This is a genomic window from Bradyrhizobium algeriense, from assembly GCF_036924595.1.
Lineage (GTDB): Bacteria > Pseudomonadota > Alphaproteobacteria > Rhizobiales > Xanthobacteraceae > Bradyrhizobium > Bradyrhizobium algeriense.
Map to the genome: position 1 here is coordinate 4,543,325 of NZ_JAZHRV010000001.1, position 15,804 is coordinate 4,559,128.

The following is a 15,804-nucleotide window of genomic DNA, read 5'->3' on the forward strand; positions in this document are numbered from 1 at the left end:
CGGCTTGACGCCTTGGGCACGGCATTTAAGATAGTTGCAAATGCGACTAATTTGGCGGTCGCTTACTTAATCTTCCCAGGGAGTATGGCGGGCCATGAATTCGGATGCGCGCGAACTGGCGGCCACCTTCGACCTCGAAAAGCTGACGCCGGAGTTCTATGCCAACCCCTACCCGACCTATCGCGCGCTGCGCGAGACCGATCCGGTCAAGCGGCTGCCGAACGGCTCGTATTTCCTGACCCGCTACGACGACCTGGTTGCGGCCTACAAGAACACCAAAGCTTTCTCATCGGACAAGAAGAAGGAGTTCTCGCCGAAATACGGCGCCTCCCTGCTCTACGAGCACCACACCACGAGCCTCGTCTTCAACGATCCCCCCGCCCATACCCGCGTCCGCCGCCTGATCATGGGTGCGCTCTCGCCGCGCGCGATCGCCGGCATGGAGCCCGATCTGATCCGCTTGATCGACCGCCTGCTCGACGCCATTGCCGCCAAGGGCAAGGTGGACCTGATCGACGATTTCGCCGCCGCGATCCCGATCGAAGTTATCGGCAATCTGCTCGACGTCCCGCAAGACGAGCGCGAGCCCTTGCGCGACTGGTCGCTGGCCATCCTCGGCGCGCTGGAGCCGGTGATCGGCCCGGACGCGTTCGCCCGCGGCAACAAGGCGGTGGGAGACTTCCTGTCGTACCTCGAAGGACTGGTGGCCCGGCGGCGGGCCAAGCCCGGCAATCCCGACCGCGACGTGCTGACCCGGCTCATCCAGGGCGAAGACAATGGCGAGCGGCTGACCGAAAAGGAGCTGCTGCACAATTGCATCTTCCTGCTCAATGCCGGCCATGAGACCACCACCAATCTGATCGGCAACGGGCTGGTGGCATTGTCGAACCACGCCAGCGAGAAACGGCGGCTGATCGAGAACCCTTCGCTGATCAAGACCGCGGTCGAGGAAATGCTGCGGTTCGAAAGCTCCAACCAGCTTGGCAACCGCATGACGGTCGAGCCTTTCGAACTCGGCGGCATAGCGATGCCGCCGGGCACGCCGGTGACGCTGTGCATCGGCGCCGCCAACCGCGATCCCGCGCAATTCGCCGATCCCGAACGTTTCGACATTGGCCGTTCGCCGAACCGGCATCTGGCCTTCGGCACCGGCGCGCATCAATGCGCCGGCATGGCGCTGGCGCGGCTCGAGGGCGCCATCGCGATCTCGCGCTTCCTCGCGCGCTTTCCGGATTATGCACTCGCCGGCGAACCGGTCCGTGGCGGCCGGGTGCGCTTTCGCGGCTTTCTCAGCGTGCCTTGCACTGTCGGCTAGCGCCGCAGACGAACTGCACCTGCGTCGCAACACCGCAATGCAAATCAAAACAAAAGAGAACGATTTCTGCGCTTGCGCGTTGGCATTTCCGGGCGACGAAGCATGAGGGAGTTGAGATCATGCTTTCGCCATGCGCTCGCGCTGCAGCATTTTTTCTTGGTGTCTCCGCGATTGCGGTGAGCACCGGCTCGTTCGCCCAACAAGGAAGAGGTCATGGCCCAGGCGGCGTGGCTGCGCCGGTAGCCCGTCCGGCAGCACCACCTGCTATGGCCCGTCCAACGGGACCACCGCCGGCGATGGCCCGCCCAGCGGCACCGCCCGCGATGGCTCGTCCTGCAGCGCCTCCAGCCATGGCGCGACCCGCCGCACCGGCGTTCCGTGCGGCTCCCGCGCCGCAGCGTCCAGCCATGGCTCCGCACGTAGCCCCGCGGATCGCCGGGCCGCCGCGACCAGCCGCACCGCGCGTTGCAGCGCCACGACCCGAAATCCATCGTGCCGCACCGCCGCAGCGACCGGCCATGACGGGACGTCCGGAATCGCGCATCGCCACACCATCTGGCCCGCGCACATCGCCCGCCGCGGGCGCGGGGCCGTCGCGAAAGGAGCAGATCGAAACGCGCGCCCAGCAGCGTGAGCAGCGCGTCCAGCAGCGACAGCAAATTGTGCAGGAGCGGCAGCGTGACATGCTGTCGCGCCAGAGCACAGCACGCCAGGACCGCATCGATCGCCTGCAGCAGCGCGTGCAGCAATTGCAGTCTCAAAAGCCGGAAGGTCTCCGGGCGCAGCGCGCACAGGAACGGTTGTTGCAGACGCAGAACCGGGTGCTCCAGCGCGAACAGCGCCTGCAGCAGACCGATCAGGCGCGGCTGCAGCGGCTGGCACCACCGCCTTCGGCTGAACAACGATCCGCCGCTACTGCCGCCGCGCAGGCTGCAGCCCGCGGACGGTTTGCCGCGCAGTTCCGCAGCAATGATGCCTTGCAAGCCCGAACCGCGCTCATGGCCCGCGAGAACGGCTGGGCTCCCCGCCATGCCTGGCGACGCGGCCACCGCGCAGCGTTTGTGGCCTGGCTCGGCCCGGTATTCTGGCCCTACGCCTATTCCGACATCTTCAGTTACACCTTCTGGCCCTACGCCTATGACCCCGGCTATTGGGCCTACGCTTACGACGACTTCGTCGACACGGTTTTCTGGGGTACGGACAGCCCGTATTCCGCCTACGCCCGATATCCGGAGCCTGGCGCGGCGATCACCGATTTTCGAGCGCGCGGACGCGCAAGCGTGAGCCCGCAGACTCTCCGGCAATTGTGCGGAGATCCGGATAAGGGCGTGACCGCCTGGCCGATCGCGGAGATCACGCGCGCGGTCCAGCCGACGCCCGAGCAGCGCGCCCTGCTCGACGAATTGAAGGCCGCTGCAGCAAAGGCTGCCGATGTGTTCAAGGAATCCTGCGCCGATTCCTATGCGATGACGCCACCCGGTCGCTTGCGGGCGATGACAAACCGCGTCAGCGCAACGCTCGAGGCGGTAAGGATCGTGCGGCCGGCACTCGAGCAGTTCTATAATTCGCTGAATGACGAACAAAAGGCGCGCTTCAACGCGCTCGGCCCGAACGTCGGCGACCGTTCGCAACAGCAGCCGCAGCAGGAGGCAAATGCTCAGGCCGAGGCTTGCGGCGATCCGAAATCCAGCCTCACCCAGCTGCCGATCGAACGGATCGAGGCTGTCGTACGGCCGGCGGGCGAGCAAAAGGAGGCGCTTGACCGCTTGAGCGACGTGACCAAGAAGGCGGTTGCAGGGCTGCAAGCTGCCTGCCCGGACGACGTGCCGCTTACGCCGGTCGGGCGGCTGGACGCGATGGAGAAGCGGCTCAAGGCCATGCTCGAGGCAGCCGAGTGGGTACAGGACGCATTGGACAAGTTCTATGCCACGTTGAGCAGCGAACAGAAGGCGCGCTTCAATACACTGCCGCAGGTCGCAAGCCCCTGAGCGAAACTCAATCCTTATGAGGATCGAATGAGGAAATGGCACTTTGTCACGCTTCTCGCCCTGCCTTCGTCCAGTCGGCCAGATACACCTACGCGGCACCGTAACCGGATGCTCCTGATAGGCGCATTGAGCGGGATGGCGTGCATGCTTGCATCACCTTCCGCCCTGCCCCAGGCATCGCAAGGAGCGGAGGACGCCTCAGGGCAACAGGCGTTCAACAATGCCTGTCGAACTTGTCACATCGTGAGAGAGGGCGATAATCGGCTCGGTCCCAACCTGCACAAAATTATTGGACGCAAAGCAGGATCGCTGCCGGACTATGGGTTTTCCAGCGCAATGAAAGAGGCAGGCTTCGTCTGGGATGAGGACAAGCTTGATCGCTTCATCGCAAACCCCGATGAGGTCGTACCCGGCAACAGCATGAAGCCGTATGGTGGCCTCTCATCGAGCGACGATAGAAAAAAGATCATCGCCTTCCTAGCTCAACCGCGATAACGCCGCAGCCTCCGGCTTTTTCGGTGAAGACAGGGCGACTAGCCTTGCTCCGTTACCTCACCGTGCGCGCCAATGCCAGAGCGCGTTCCATCGCCTGCGCCACAATTACCGCAGAGCGTTCGTCGAGATGAACGCCGTCCGCCCAGCGCAGCTCGCTTCTATTCACTTCGATCGGCAACCATCTATTCGAGTCCGGAAAGGCGGCGTGAATTATTTCCCGCGTGGTCGCTGCATATCGCGATTCTTCAATCGGCTCGGCAAAAGCTAGCTCGAACAGGAATACCCGCGCGCCGCGTTGTTCCATTACCTGGACCAATTCCTCAATTCGTTTCACGTTGAACCGAGCGGCATCCGTCGGATCCTCCGCATTGAGCTGCTGCAGCGCGCGATCCACATAGATCCGGCTGTCGAAATTGCTCGGCTGCTGCCCAACCAGTCGGCGCAGGTCGAGCGCGACCTGCTCGTGCGTAAGAGGCGCGTGGAGCCGCTGCTCGTACGCCGCCACCGCGGCCCTGACCGGGCGAAAGAAAAATGGCTCAGTGTCGCCGCGTGAGTACCGTTCGACCAGAGCGGTATCGGTGGAGCGAGCGAGAACATTCACCTCGACCAGAATGAACCGCGGGAGCCGCGGCTGGTTCGCAACGATTTCCAGCCCGGTGACCGGAGAGCCTCCCGCAAGCGCCAGATTCCGCAAGCCGCGCGTTGCGAAATATTCTTCCTTGAGGCGGAACGTGATCGAGCTGCCCACCAACACGATGTCAGGCACCGGCTCGCGCAGGTAGCGGCTCAGGGTGATCAGCGTGCCGTCCCGCGTCGTCGTCGCCGGCATTTGCAGGCCGCTCCCGAAGCGCACGGTGGCGAGCCCGCAGGCGATCAAGACAATCGCCGCGGCAGCACCGCATTTTACCAACCATCGAACCGCAGACACGCTTTTTTCGTCCCTAGCTAGAACTGAAAATAGATGAACGACGTTTCGGGACCGGCCTCCAGATACATCAGCGCAGCCATCGAACCATAGAGATATGGCTCCACCCAGCGAAGTCTTCCCTCGAACAGCAGACGGAAACCAAGATGCTGAATCACGACCGGCAGTGAATAGAGCAGCGCCAGGCTATAGAACAACTTCGTCGGGTTGGGATTCGTGCTCGGCGTAAACATGCCCGCGAGGTAGCCGACCGCATGATCGAAGTTCGGCAGCTTGAAGAAGATCCAGAGCATGCTGACGCAGACAAAGACCACGGTCATCCGGGCCGCCCGAAACACCGCAAAGTCGATCGAAGCCAGTCGCGGCAGCAAAGGGCGTTCCAGCACCAGCAGCAGGCCGTGCATCAATCCCCACATCAGATAGCTGAGGCCGGCGCCATGCCAGAGGCCGCCTAATCCCATCACGATCATCAGGTTCAAATAGGTCCGCCATACGCCATGGCGGTTGCCGCCGAGCGGAACGTAAAGATAGGTCCGCAGCCAGTTCGATAGCGAGATGTGCCAGCGCGTCCAGAACTCGGAGAACGAGGTCGAGATATAGGGAAGATTGAAGTTGATCGGCAGGCGATAACCGAACAGGAGAGCAAGCCCGATCGCAATCGCGGAATAGCCGAAGAAGTCCGCGTAGATCTGATAGCTGTAGACGAAAACGAGCAACCAGCGATCCTGGGTCTGCAGCGTCTCGTAGAGCGGGAAGCTCATATAGGACGTCATTTCATTGAGGTTGTTCGCGACGTAGAGCTTGAAGAAGAACCCGGTCAGGATCCATTTCGCGGCCTCGACGAAGGGAATGTCCGCGAAATATTTCGGCTTGATCTGCGGCATAAACATTTCCGCGCGCGTGATCGGACCCGACACGAGCTGCGGAAAGAAGATGATGTAGAGAAAGACGCCGGTTAGCGTCGGCGGCCCGGCCTTCTGCCGGGTCAGGTCGACCAGCAGGCTGATGTTGTGAAAGACAAAAAATGAAATGCCGATCGGCAGCGGCAGCTTCAGCAGGAAATCAAGCGGCGCGAAGTCCACCAGGCTGGGGGACGCCGGATCGATGAACAGCAATTTGTATTTGAAGAACGCGAGCAGCGCGAGATTGAAGGCGATGCCGACCGGAAGCCAGGCTCGCCGGTTTCGCAACGCCAGGATCAGGAAGAGGTAGGTTCCGAAAAGCGCGACGGCCAGCAGCGCCAGCAGTTCCGGCTGGCCATACCCATAAAAGAACAGGCTGGCGAAGACCAGCAGCTGGACCTGAAACGCTCGCAAGGCCGGCAGGTAATAGGCCGCAAATGCGATCGCGACGAAGACGCCGAACTGCCAGGAAGTAAAAGTCATGCTTCCCCAACGGTTGTTGGGGAAGCTCTAGCATTTTGACCTGGGAGGGCCTAGCCGAAACCGGACTGCCGGTTCGCAGCACGTCGCACGATTCTGCCCTAATGCGCGGGAGTTCTAGTTCCCGGCGGTGTTGAAGCGGGAGAGATCGCAATCCCGTTCGGCATATCTCACGCGGCGCAAGCCCTCGCGGTCTTCGACCACGGTCGGCCGGCAGCGTTCCTTCCAGGCGGCCTGGGCGGCTTCATCGGCTTTCAGTTCTTCCCCGGTCCGGGGCGCGATCTTCACGGTGCCGCTGCTGCCGACGTAGAAATTGGTTTGCTGGCTCGGAAGCAGCGGCGCGCCGGAGGCGATGGCCGCGGCCTTGGCATCCGCGGCAGCCCGCGCCGCGCGAGCGGCCTGGGCGGCGTCCGCGGCATGGCCGTGATCCATCGCGAATTGTGCGGACGCGGACGATACCGAAGCAACGACGATCGAGATTGCGATGAAGACGCGCATGGACCCTGCCTCTTGAACTGAATGCCGAACGTCAGGAATGCCCGACAAGCATTGAGGCGGCGTAAAGCGGCGTGACTAACCGGGCCGCAATTTGGTCGATAAAGATTTAGCAGTCTTTCCGCCGCGACAAGGCGCCGGAATTCATCGAGCCGGCAGGCCCGGAAATGCGCATCGCAGGTCGCGAGGAGCGAAAGCGCGCTATTCGCTGCGGCCGAACTCGCAGCCCTTGCGGGCGTAAACCAGGCGGACGACGCCTTCATCGTCATAGGTGCGCTTCGGCTTGCAGAACGCTTCCCACTTTTCGATGCTGGCGCGTCTGGCCTTTTCGTCTTCCTGATCCTGCGCCGCGTTGCGCGGCGGATCGTCCAGGTAGGACGTTGTGCACATCTGGCCATAGAACTTGCTGTAGGTGCAGCGTTCCACGACCTGCCAGGCCTGCGCCGATGTCGACAGCAGGGTGAGGGTCGCAATTGCGTAAAGGATTTTCATGTTGTCGCTCATCGCTCGCGGAGACGTTCTCCGTGCGGCGTAGCTAGCGCCGGAGTTCGCGGGGGCGCAACGGTAACCCTTTGTTAATCTAAATAGCCGCGCAAAAGGTTAAATCTGGAACCGTGCGCTGTCTCCTGGCGCTACGCTATCAGAAAAGAGAACGCGTGGCAGTTCACATACGAGACAACACCGTCCGCCATTGAGACAGCGAGCAGGCCGGTTCGATCGACCCTCGCTAAACGACCGTGCGATGTCGTTCGATGCAGGTCCGCAAAACCTCGTCCATCGGCCTTCCCCACCAGTCGTTGGAGAAGATTTCGATCTCGGAATAGCCGGCAAAGCCCTGCGCCTCGACCGCGGATCGCACAGATGTGATGTCGATGACGCCGTCACCCATCATGCCGCGGTCGTTGAGGATGTCCTTGGTCGGCACCAGCCAGTCGCAGACGTGAAACGCGAGCAGGCGATCCTTTCCCGCGCGCGCGATCTGCGGCATCAATTCCGGATCCCACCAGATGTGATAGACGTCGAGCGCAACGCCGAGCGCGCCGGTGCGCTGCGGATCGAGCTGGTCGCAGATATCCAGCGCCTGCCTCGTCGTGTTCACGCAGGCACGGTCCGCTGCATAGGCCGGATGCAGCGGCTCGATTGCGAGCGGCATGCTGGCCTGCTTGGCGTATTCCAGCATCTCCGCAATGGCGTCATGGACCTGCGTCCGCGCGGCCACGATGTCTTTCGAGGCAACGCTTCCCGGGCGCGAATATTGCGGCAGCCCGCCGACGACCAGCACGATGCAAGGTGCGCCCAACGCCCTGGCTTCGTCGACGGCGCGGCGATTGTCGTCGCGCGCCTCGACGCGGTGCGCCGCATCCGCCGTGAACATGCCGCCGCGGCAATAGCCCGACAGCTCGAGCCCGGCGTCGCGTACCGCGCGCGCCGCGCGCTCGAGCCCGACGGAAGCGACCTGATCGCGCCAGGGATCGATGGCCCGGATGCCATGGCGCGCGCAGGCGTCGATAATGGCTGTGAGATCGCCCTGCTTGCGGACCGTCGCCGTGTTCAGCGACAGCCAGCGATGATCGGCAGAAAAATCGCGCATCAGGGCTCGATGCCGCGGGTTGCCAGCACCGTCTTCATGCGCCGTGTCGCCATTTCAGGGTTGGAGAGCAGTCCGGCCTTGTCGGCCAACCGAAACAGCTCGGCCAGATGCAGCGTCGAGCGCGTGCTCTCCTGTCCGCCGACCATGGTGAAATGATCCTGATGGCCGTTGAGCCAGGCCATGAACACGATGCCGGTCTTGTAGAACCGCGTCGGCGCCCGGAAGATGTGGCGGGACAACGGCACCGTCGGCCCCAGCACGTCATGGAAGCCGGCCGCGTCGCCGGCAGCTAACCGTGACAGCGCGTAGGACGCCGCCGGCGCGATGGCGTCGAAGATGCCGAGCAGCGCGTGCGAAAAGCCCTTGTCGTCGCCCGCGATCAGTTCGGCGTAGTTGAAGTCGTCGCCGGTATACATCCTGACGTTCTTGTCCAGCCGCCGGCGCATGTCGATCTCGCGCTGCTTGTCGAGCAGCGAGACTTTTACGCCGTCGACCTTGGCGGCGTTGGCGTTGATGATGGCAACCGCCGTGTCCATCGCCCTGTCCAGATCGGCCGTGCCCCAATAGCCTGATAACGCCGGGTCGAACATGTCGCCGAGCCAGTGGATGATCACGGGTTCGCGAACCTGGCCGAGCACGCGGTCATAGACCTTGGCGTAGTCGTCCGCGCTGCGACCGAGCTTTGCCAGCGCGCGCGACGCCATCAGGATGATCCGGCCGCCGGCCTTCTCGACCGCCGCGATCTGCTCCTCGTAAGCGCGAATCACGTCATCGATGGACTTGGCATCCTCCGCCGCGAGGTGATCGGTCCCGGCGCCGGAAAACACCAGCGCATTGCCCTTGGCCTTCGCCGCCTTCACCGAGCGCTGGATCAGTTCCAGCGAGGTCGGCCAGTCCAGCCCCATGCCGCGCTGCGCGGTATCCATCGCCTCGGCAACGCCGAGGCCGAGATCCCAGATGTGCTCGCGAAACGCAATGGTCCGGTCCCAGTCGATTGCGGATGTCAGCCACGGAACGTTGTCGGCCAGCGGATCCGCCACCACATGCGCGGCCGAGAACGCCACGCGATTGAGCGTGCCTTCAAGCTTCGCCGGAAATGTCCGCGACGCCGCCAGGCGATAGGTTTCGATCGAGCGATCCGCCGTCGGCAGCTTCAGTGACAGCGACGACATCGGCAGGACGGGCTTGTTCATGGGTGGGCCTCCTCACACCTTGATCGGAGCGACGTCGATCCAGCGCCGCTCGCGCCAGCTCTGCAGCGCGCATTCGGCAAGCTGCACGCCCTTGGCGCCTTCCAGCAGCGTGTATTTATAGGGCGCGTCCTCGCAGACGTGGCGGATGAACATCTCCCACTGCTCCTTGAAGCCGTTGTCGTAGACGACGTTTTCGGGAACCTTCTGCCAGTCGGCATAGAAATCATGGGTGCGCTTTTCGTCCGGATTCCAGACCGGGCGCGGCGTCGCCTGCCGGGCCTGGATCACGCAATCGGTCAAGCCAGCGACCGCGGAGCCGTGCGTGCCGTCGACCTGGAAGGTCACGAGGTCGTCGCGGTAGACCCGCGTCACCCAGGACATATTGATGTGCGCGATCACGCCGCCCTTGAGGCGGAAGGTAGCATAGGCGGAGTCATCGGCGGTCGCCGTGTATTTCTTGCCCTTCTCGTCGAAACGCTCGGGGATGTCAGTGGTGCCGAGACAGGAGATGCTTTCGACTTCGCCGAAGAGGTTGTCGAGCACGTAGCGCCAGTGGCAGACCATGTCGAGGATGATGCCGCCGCCGTCCTCACTGCGATAATTCCACGACGGCCGCTGCGCCTCCTGCCAGCCGCCCTCGAACACCCAATAGCCGAACTCGCCGCGCACCGAGAGCATGCGGCCGAAGAAGCCGGAATCGCGCAGGAAAGCGAGCTTCTTCAGGCCCGGCAAAAACAGCTTGTCCTGCACCGTGCCGTGCTTGACGCCCTTGGCGTTGGCGAGCCGCAGCACCGCCACCGCCTCATCGAGATTGGTCGCGATCGGCTTCTCGCAATAGACGTGCTTGCCGGCATTGATCGCCTTGGTCAGCAGCGAGGGGCGCGCCTGCGTCGTGGCAGCATCGAAGAAGATCGTATCGCTCTTGTCGGCTAGCGCCTTCTCGAGATCGGTCGACCAGCGCTCGACGTTGAAGCGCTTGGCGAGCCGCTCCACCTTATCCGCGTCGCGGCCGATCAGGATCGGGTCGGGCAGCATGCGATCGCCGTTCGCGAGGACCACGCCGCCCTGGTCGCGGATCGCAATGATGGAGCGGATCAAATGCTGGTTGAGCCCCATCCGGCCGGTCACGCCGTTCATGATCAGGCCGAGGCGTTTGGTCGTCATACTGCTTTCTCCAAGGGAACTCTGGCTGTGGGCTGCGTGAGCGGCGACATCGCGGACCAGTCCGGATGCGTGGCCGCGGCGAAGCCCGGTGTGGTCAGCGATCCCGTCAGGAGATCGCCGTCATGGATAGCGAGACGAACTTTATCGCCGTCGCGGACATAGAGATCGGGATGCGCCGTGAGAAACGCTTCCGCCTCGGCGGCCGGCGTATCGCCAAAGCCGTCGACGTAATGGTGACCGTTACGTTCGGCATGGATGACGCCGATCAGCGCGCCGAGCGCGAGATCCTGCTGCACCGCAAGGCCCGCCTGGCAGGTCAGATCCTCACCGGCAATGAAGCATTTCTCGCCGGCTGCGCTCCACTTTGCCGCGCGCGTGGCGTTGATCACCGACTTGTAGATGCCTTTGCAGGATTTCGACGAAATGCCGCGATAGCCGAGTGCCCGGGCCACCGGGAACGCGTCATAGGAATCGTCGGCCTCGTCGACAATGAAATCACGCTGCGCCAGTGCGCCGAGCGGCGATTGGCGGGTGATGTCGCGCGGCATCGGCTGCTCGATATAGAGCAGCTTTTGCGCGATCGGCCGCAACGCGGCGTCGCGGTCGAGCCGATCGACCAATGCGCCCAGGGCAGCCAGATCGGCATATTGTTCGTTGGCGTCAAGCGTGACGCGGTGATCATAGGGCAGTGTGGCAAGTTCCCTGCCGATGCGGCTCAGGCGGTCCCCGTCATGCGGGGGATCGCCGTTGAGCTTGAGCTTGAAATAACGCGCCCCGGCGTTTTCCCTGAGGTCGGCGACACCGCCCTCGCCTTCGACCTTGTCATCCATGCCGACCGTGTGCCGGATCGCCACGCGCTCCAGCCGCCTGCGGCCTGCGAGAAACTGCGACACGTCATTGTCACCAAGATCGCGCGACAGGCGCGCATCGATGCCGGCGACGTTGGCAGCCATGCCATCGAAGAAATTTACCCCCGCACAGCGCAGCAACGCATCCAGGATCGCCTTATCGATTTCGGCCGGTCCGTAAGCCGCAACCAATGGCGGGATGTCCTCCGCAGCGCAAGCCTCGACCTGCGCGCCGATGCAGGCTGCGTGCAGGCCGAATGCGGTCTCGAAGCCGGAATGCGCCAGATAGAGCTCGCGCGCGATCAGCAGCGAGCGGCGTAACTCCGCGACCGTTTCCTCCGGCGCAAGATGAGGCCGCTTATCGAACCATTTCGGCACCAAAAGCTCGGCGCTGGCGCCGATGGCCCTGCCCTTGTCTTCGACGTCGATCTCGACGCGCACAAAAGCCTGCGGCGTCGCGTTGATGACGACTGCACCGAACCGGAACGGCCGGGCAAAGGTCACCGGGCGTTCAAAAAAAGCAATGTCCTTTACGGCCAAGCGATACGACATCAGGCCAGCTCTCAATCCAGCGCACTTTGGGTGAAAAAATGCTTGCGAATGCGCTGCACCAGTTCGGTGAAGGCGGGATCGGCCATCGCATCCAGCGAGCGCGGGCGCGGCAGCGGCACGTCATAGATCGCGGCGATCGCGCCGGGACGTTCGGTCATCACCAGCACGCGATCGGCGAGGAACACGGCTTCGGGGATCGAATGCGTGATCAGCAGCACGGTCTTGCCGGTTTCGCGCTGGATGCGCATCAACTCGACATTCATCTTCTCGCGCGTCATGGCGTCGAGCGCGCCGAACGGCTCGTCCATCAGCATGATCTTGGGATCATGCACCAGCGCCCGGCAGATCGAGGCGCGTTGCTGCATGCCGCCGGACAATTGCCACGGCAGCTTCTTCTCGAAGCCTTCGAGGCCGACCAGTTTCAACAGCGCCTTTGCCCGCGGCAAATATTCGTCGCGCGGCAGCTTCTTCATGTCGATCGGCAACATCACATTGGACAGGATGTTGCGCCAGGGCAATAGCAGCGCGTTCTGGAACACGATGCCGACATTGCCGTGCGGTTTTGTGACTTGCTCGCCTTCGACCAGGATCTCGCCGGTCGACGGCGCCAGCAGACCGGAGATCATTTTCAGCAGCGTAGACTTGCCGCAGCCGGACGGGCCGACCACGACGAAGAACTCGCCCTCGTTGATGTGGAAATCCAGCGGCCGCAGCGACGGCACATCGCCGTCGCGCGAGCGATAGGTTTTTGAGACGCCGGACAGCGTGATGCCGGGCGCGGCGCCGCCAGCGCGATCCGACACCAGGCGCAGATGCGCGCCTGGCTGCTCGGCGTTGGTTTGTTTGGTCGCGGGATTCATTCAGCTGATTCCATTTGGGAGAGTCTCCCACAGCCCGTCGTCCCTGCGAACGCAGGGACCCATACGCCGTGTCCTTTCGTTCGGACACGGCGGTAGAGACCTTCTGCAACAACGCAGGCCGGTGGCTATGGGTCCCCGCGTGCGCGGGTACGACGATAGAATCTTCAAAGGCCCCTCACGAACCGCCCTGCGGCAGGTAGTCGTTGGTGTAAAACGCCTTCGGATTATCCTTGGCCTTGGCATCCAGCCCGCCATATTCGACCATCAGGTTGACCGTGTCGGTCATGTTCTGGTCGGTCACCTGGAACGGCCGCTTGTTCTTGGTTTCCGCCGTGCGGTAGAGCGGGATCGTCAGCTCAAAGCCTTGCGTCAGCGTCTCGATCTTGCCGCCCTTCGGGTTGGCGTCGAGGATCGACTGCGCCGCTCCCTTGGCATCCTTCTCGGCGGCTTCAACCGCCTTCGTCGTCGCCGACATGAAGCGCTTGACCAGATCGGCATTGGCCTTGACGAAGTCGGTATTGGCGACGACGCCCGAGCAGACCATGTTGATGCCGTAGTCGGCGAACTTGATGGCGTTGACGTCCTTGCCGGTGGCGTCCTTGATCTTCATCGACTGGTCCATGACATAGCCGAGCAGAAGGTCAGCCTGGCCGTTGATGACGGCGTTCAGCTTGGTCTGGCCGTCGCCGGCCACTGTCTGGAAGTCGCTTTCCTTCAGGCCGGTCTTCTTCAGGAACAGCGGCCAGATCTGCGTCATCGAGTCAGCCGGCGTGATCGCCACCGTCTTGCCCTTGATGTCCTCGGGCTTCTTGATGTTCTTCTCGACAAAGCCCATCGCCGACATCGGGCTGGTCTGCAGCAGCACGCCGGTGGCGACGATCGGCGCACCCTTCACCGCCGCGCGCATCATCGTGGGCACGTCGACATAACCGAAATTGGCGGTCTTGGCCGCCACGGCCTGCGTGGTCGCTGCCGAACCGCGGCCTTCCTGGATTTCGAGGTCGATGCCCTCGGCGGCATAGATGCCCTTGGCCTTGCCGTAATAGAACGGCGCGTGCTCGCCATAGACGTACCAGTTCAGCATCAGCACGACCTTGTCGGCGGCCGATGCGGGCAGCACTGAAAGCGCGGTCCAGATCAAGGCGGCGGAGATCGCCGCTATCGTTCGTATCATGGTCTTCCTCCCGGTGGTGTTGGTGCGGCCCTTGAGGCGGGTCGCTTTCTGGTTTGGGTTACGAAGCAAAAATCACGTCGTCGCGCTGGCTGACATGCCAGGGGATCACGAGGCGCTCGATGCGGTCGACGATCCAGAACAGGACCACGCCGAGCAGCGCGAGAATGACGAGTGCGGCGAACATCGTCGGCAGGTCGAAAGTCCCGATCGAGCGCTGCAGCACATAGCCGATGCCGGAATTGGAGCCGACAAATTCGCCGACCACGGCGCCGACGACGGCGAGCGTGATGGAGACCTTCAGCCCGGAGAAGATCGCGGGCATCGCATGCGGCAGGTTGACGGCGCAAAATACGCGGAAGCGGCTGCCCTGCATCGCGCGCGCGAGATCTACCATGTCAGGGTCGACCGACTTGAAGCCCTGCACGGCGGACACGACGACCGGGAAAAACCCGAGTAGAAACGCCGAAATCACTTTCGGGATGATGCCGAAACCGAACCACACCACGAACAGCGGCGCGATCGCGATCTTCGGCACGGATTGCGAGAACACCAGGAGCGGATAGACGTAGCTTTCCACCGTTTTCGATCCCGCAATCAGCATGGCGACGGGAATGCCGAACACGGCCGACAGCAGGAAACCGCAGAGGGTGGCGTAGGTGGTGGGCCAGGCTTGCCGAAGCAGCTCAGGCCAATCGGTCCACAGCACGGCCACGACATCGCCGGGCGCGGGGATCTGGTAGGCGGGAATCCGGAACACGCGGATGGTCAGATCCCAGGCAACCACAATGAATAGCAGGAACAAAAACGGCCGCACCCACGCCGCGTTCAGCGCTTTCGACAAGCCACTCTCGCGCTTCAGCTCCGCCACGTCCCGCTCCCTGATGATCGTCTTTTCTGGGTAGAAATTAACCCGTTGGATAAATACTGGCAAGCAGGTTTTCGTGCGGCAATTTGCACTCCCGCGGTCGTTCCTGCGAACGCAGGAACCCATAGCCACCGGCGTCAATTGTTACTGCAGGATCAAAGACTACCGCCTGACTTCGAGGGGCCGCGGCGCCGCGATGAGCGCAATTGCGCTCACGCTCGGGGTTCCTGCTTTCGCAGGAACGACAGCTAAACCGGCTGATGCGCCGGTGCTCGCACGCCGGACGCTACGGCCTTGCCGAAATCCGCCGTCGATTTGCCCGTCAGCGCCGCCAGCACCAGCGCCACCATGTGGGCGAGGCGCTCGTCCCTCGCCTCCTTCTTCAGGAGGTCGCGGCCGAAGATCACCGAAAGCGTGGCGCTGTTGGAGAGGTAGAAGAAGCACAGCGCTGCGATCGAAATGTAGAGCTGGACCGGATCGACCGCGACGCGGAAATCGCCGCTTTCGACGCCGCGCGTCACCACCGTGCGGATCATCTCGACGAACGGCGAATGCATCGATTTGACCTTGGTCGAGCGCTTCAGATGGCGCGCCTTGGCGAGATTTTCGGTGTTGAGCAGCGCCAGAAATTCCGGGTTGCGGAGGAAGTAGTTCCAGGTGAAGTCGATCAGCCGTTCGATCGCCTCGGGCGGATCGAGATGTTCGAGATCGAGCCCGCGCTCCTCGGAACGGATTTTCTCATAGGCGCCTTCGAGCACCGCGAGGTAGAGGTTTTCCTTGTTGCCGACGTGGTAATACAGCATGCGCTTGTTGGCGCCGGCATTGGCCGCGATGCGGTCGACGCGTGCGCCGGCCAGGCCATGGGCGGCGAATTCCTGCTTGGCGGCCTCGAGAATGCGAAGCCGCATCCCCTCGGGGTCGCGCTGCCATTTCTGAACGCGTTTTGCCTTTGCCAAA

Annotated in this window: 16 protein-coding genes; 3 read left to right on the plus strand and 13 right to left on the minus strand. The window is 62.9% G+C overall.

Annotation, left to right across the window (positions count from 1 at the left end):
- The first annotated feature begins 94 nt into the window (after positions 1–94).
- Positions 95–1,315, plus strand: a complete 1,221-nt coding sequence (locus tag V1286_RS22025) for a cytochrome P450 (protein WP_334482552.1) — start codon at positions 95–97, stop codon at positions 1,313–1,315.
- Positions 1,316–1,579: 264 nt separating this feature from the next.
- On the opposite strand, the gene V1286_RS22030 is transcribed toward V1286_RS22025, so the two are convergent.
- Positions 1,580–1,870, minus strand: coding sequence for a hypothetical protein (locus V1286_RS22030; RefSeq protein WP_334482555.1), 291 nt, complete (start codon positions 1,868–1,870; stop codon positions 1,580–1,582).
- A gap of 128 nt (positions 1,871–1,998) precedes the next feature.
- Here V1286_RS22030 and V1286_RS22035 point away from each other — a divergent pair, with 128 nt between their 5' ends.
- The gene (locus tag V1286_RS22035) at positions 1,999–3,303 is read left to right on the plus strand and encodes a Spy/CpxP family protein refolding chaperone (protein ID WP_334482558.1); all 1,305 of its coding nucleotides are present in this window, start codon (positions 1,999–2,001) and stop codon (positions 3,301–3,303) included.
- 144 nt (positions 3,304–3,447) lie between these two features.
- Positions 3,448–3,798: a c-type cytochrome gene (locus tag V1286_RS22040; protein WP_334482561.1), complete on the plus strand. Its 351-nt coding sequence runs from the start codon at positions 3,448–3,450 to the stop codon at positions 3,796–3,798.
- 52 nt (positions 3,799–3,850) lie between these two features.
- Here V1286_RS22040 and V1286_RS22045 read toward each other — a convergent pair whose 3' ends face one another.
- The 12 genes from V1286_RS22045 to V1286_RS22100 all read right to left on the minus strand — a co-directional run bounded on the left by V1286_RS22045 (position 3,851) and on the right by V1286_RS22100 (position 15,803).
- Positions 3,851–4,726 carry a hypothetical protein gene (locus V1286_RS22045; RefSeq protein ID WP_334482563.1) on the minus strand — a complete coding sequence of 292 codons (876 nt, stop codon included), beginning with the start codon at positions 4,724–4,726 and terminating at the stop codon, positions 3,851–3,853.
- Between the two features lie 17 nt (positions 4,727–4,743).
- A complete protein-coding gene (locus V1286_RS22050) occupies positions 4,744–6,108 on the minus strand; it encodes an MBOAT family O-acyltransferase (RefSeq protein WP_334482566.1) in 1,365 nt (454 codons plus the stop codon).
- Positions 6,109–6,222: 114 nt separating this feature from the next.
- Positions 6,223–6,603, minus strand: a complete 381-nt coding sequence (locus V1286_RS22055; protein ID WP_334482568.1) for a hypothetical protein — start codon at positions 6,601–6,603, stop codon at positions 6,223–6,225.
- A gap of 198 nt (positions 6,604–6,801) precedes the next feature.
- Complete coding sequence (locus tag V1286_RS22060; RefSeq protein ID WP_145963734.1) at positions 6,802–7,092, minus strand: hypothetical protein; 291 nt, start codon at positions 7,090–7,092, stop codon at positions 6,802–6,804.
- Positions 7,093–7,327: 235 nt separating this feature from the next.
- A complete protein-coding gene (locus tag V1286_RS22065) occupies positions 7,328–8,191 on the minus strand; it encodes a sugar phosphate isomerase/epimerase family protein (RefSeq protein WP_334482572.1) in 864 nt (287 codons plus the stop codon).
- Positions 8,191–9,384, minus strand: a complete 1,194-nt coding sequence (locus tag V1286_RS22070) for a dihydrodipicolinate synthase family protein (protein ID WP_334482574.1) — start codon at positions 9,382–9,384, stop codon at positions 8,191–8,193. Before V1286_RS22070 ends, V1286_RS22065 begins: the two co-directional genes overlap by 1 nt.
- A gap of 12 nt (positions 9,385–9,396) precedes the next feature.
- A complete protein-coding gene (locus V1286_RS22075) occupies positions 9,397–10,548 on the minus strand; it encodes a Gfo/Idh/MocA family protein (protein WP_334482576.1) in 1,152 nt (383 codons plus the stop codon).
- Positions 10,545–11,948, minus strand: coding sequence for a hypothetical protein (locus tag V1286_RS22080; RefSeq protein ID WP_334482579.1), 1,404 nt, complete (start codon positions 11,946–11,948; stop codon positions 10,545–10,547). The genes V1286_RS22075 and V1286_RS22080 overlap by 4 nt, the downstream gene beginning before the upstream one ends.
- 11 nt (positions 11,949–11,959) lie before the next feature.
- Positions 11,960–12,808 carry an ABC transporter ATP-binding protein gene (locus V1286_RS22085; protein WP_334482582.1) on the minus strand — a complete coding sequence of 283 codons (849 nt, stop codon included), beginning with the start codon at positions 12,806–12,808 and terminating at the stop codon, positions 11,960–11,962.
- 175 nt (positions 12,809–12,983) lie between these two features.
- A complete protein-coding gene (locus tag V1286_RS22090; protein ID WP_334482584.1) occupies positions 12,984–13,982 on the minus strand; it encodes an ABC transporter substrate-binding protein in 999 nt (332 codons plus the stop codon).
- 58 nt (positions 13,983–14,040) lie between these two features.
- Positions 14,041–14,850 (minus strand): ABC transporter permease, encoded by an 810-nt coding sequence (locus tag V1286_RS22095; RefSeq protein ID WP_334482586.1) that lies wholly within the window; start codon positions 14,848–14,850, stop codon positions 14,041–14,043.
- A 245-nt stretch (positions 14,851–15,095) separates the two neighbouring features.
- Entirely contained in the window at positions 15,096–15,803 is a 708-nt protein-coding gene (locus V1286_RS22100; RefSeq protein WP_334482588.1) for a TetR/AcrR family transcriptional regulator, read from the minus strand.
- Position 15,804 lies beyond the last annotated feature (1 nt).

Coding starts and splice junctions, on each gene's coding strand:
- V1286_RS22025 (WP_334482552.1), top strand. CDS start 95: ATGAATTCGGATGCGCGCGAACTGGCGGCCACCTTCGACCTCGAAAAG.
- V1286_RS22030 (WP_334482555.1), bottom strand. CDS start 1,870: ATGGTGTGGCGATGCGCGATTCCGGACGTCCCGTCATGGCCGGTCGCT.
- V1286_RS22035 (WP_334482558.1), top strand. CDS start 1,999: ATGCTGTCGCGCCAGAGCACAGCACGCCAGGACCGCATCGATCGCCTG.
- V1286_RS22040 (WP_334482561.1), top strand. CDS start 3,448: ATGCTTGCATCACCTTCCGCCCTGCCCCAGGCATCGCAAGGAGCGGAG.
- V1286_RS22050 (WP_334482566.1), bottom strand. CDS start 6,108: ATGACTTTTACTTCCTGGCAGTTCGGCGTCTTCGTCGCGATCGCATTT.
- V1286_RS22055 (WP_334482568.1), bottom strand. CDS start 6,603: ATGCGCGTCTTCATCGCAATCTCGATCGTCGTTGCTTCGGTATCGTCC.
- V1286_RS22060 (WP_145963734.1), bottom strand. CDS start 7,092: ATGAAAATCCTTTACGCAATTGCGACCCTCACCCTGCTGTCGACATCG.
- V1286_RS22065 (WP_334482572.1), bottom strand. CDS start 8,191: ATGCGCGATTTTTCTGCCGATCATCGCTGGCTGTCGCTGAACACGGCG.
- V1286_RS22070 (WP_334482574.1), bottom strand. CDS start 9,384: ATGAACAAGCCCGTCCTGCCGATGTCGTCGCTGTCACTGAAGCTGCCG.
- V1286_RS22075 (WP_334482576.1), bottom strand. CDS start 10,548: ATGACGACCAAACGCCTCGGCCTGATCATGAACGGCGTGACCGGCCGG.
- V1286_RS22080 (WP_334482579.1), bottom strand. CDS start 11,948: ATGTCGTATCGCTTGGCCGTAAAGGACATTGCTTTTTTTGAACGCCCG.
- V1286_RS22085 (WP_334482582.1), bottom strand. CDS start 12,808: ATGAATCCCGCGACCAAACAAACCAACGCCGAGCAGCCAGGCGCGCAT.
- V1286_RS22090 (WP_334482584.1), bottom strand. CDS start 13,982: ATGATACGAACGATAGCGGCGATCTCCGCCGCCTTGATCTGGACCGCG.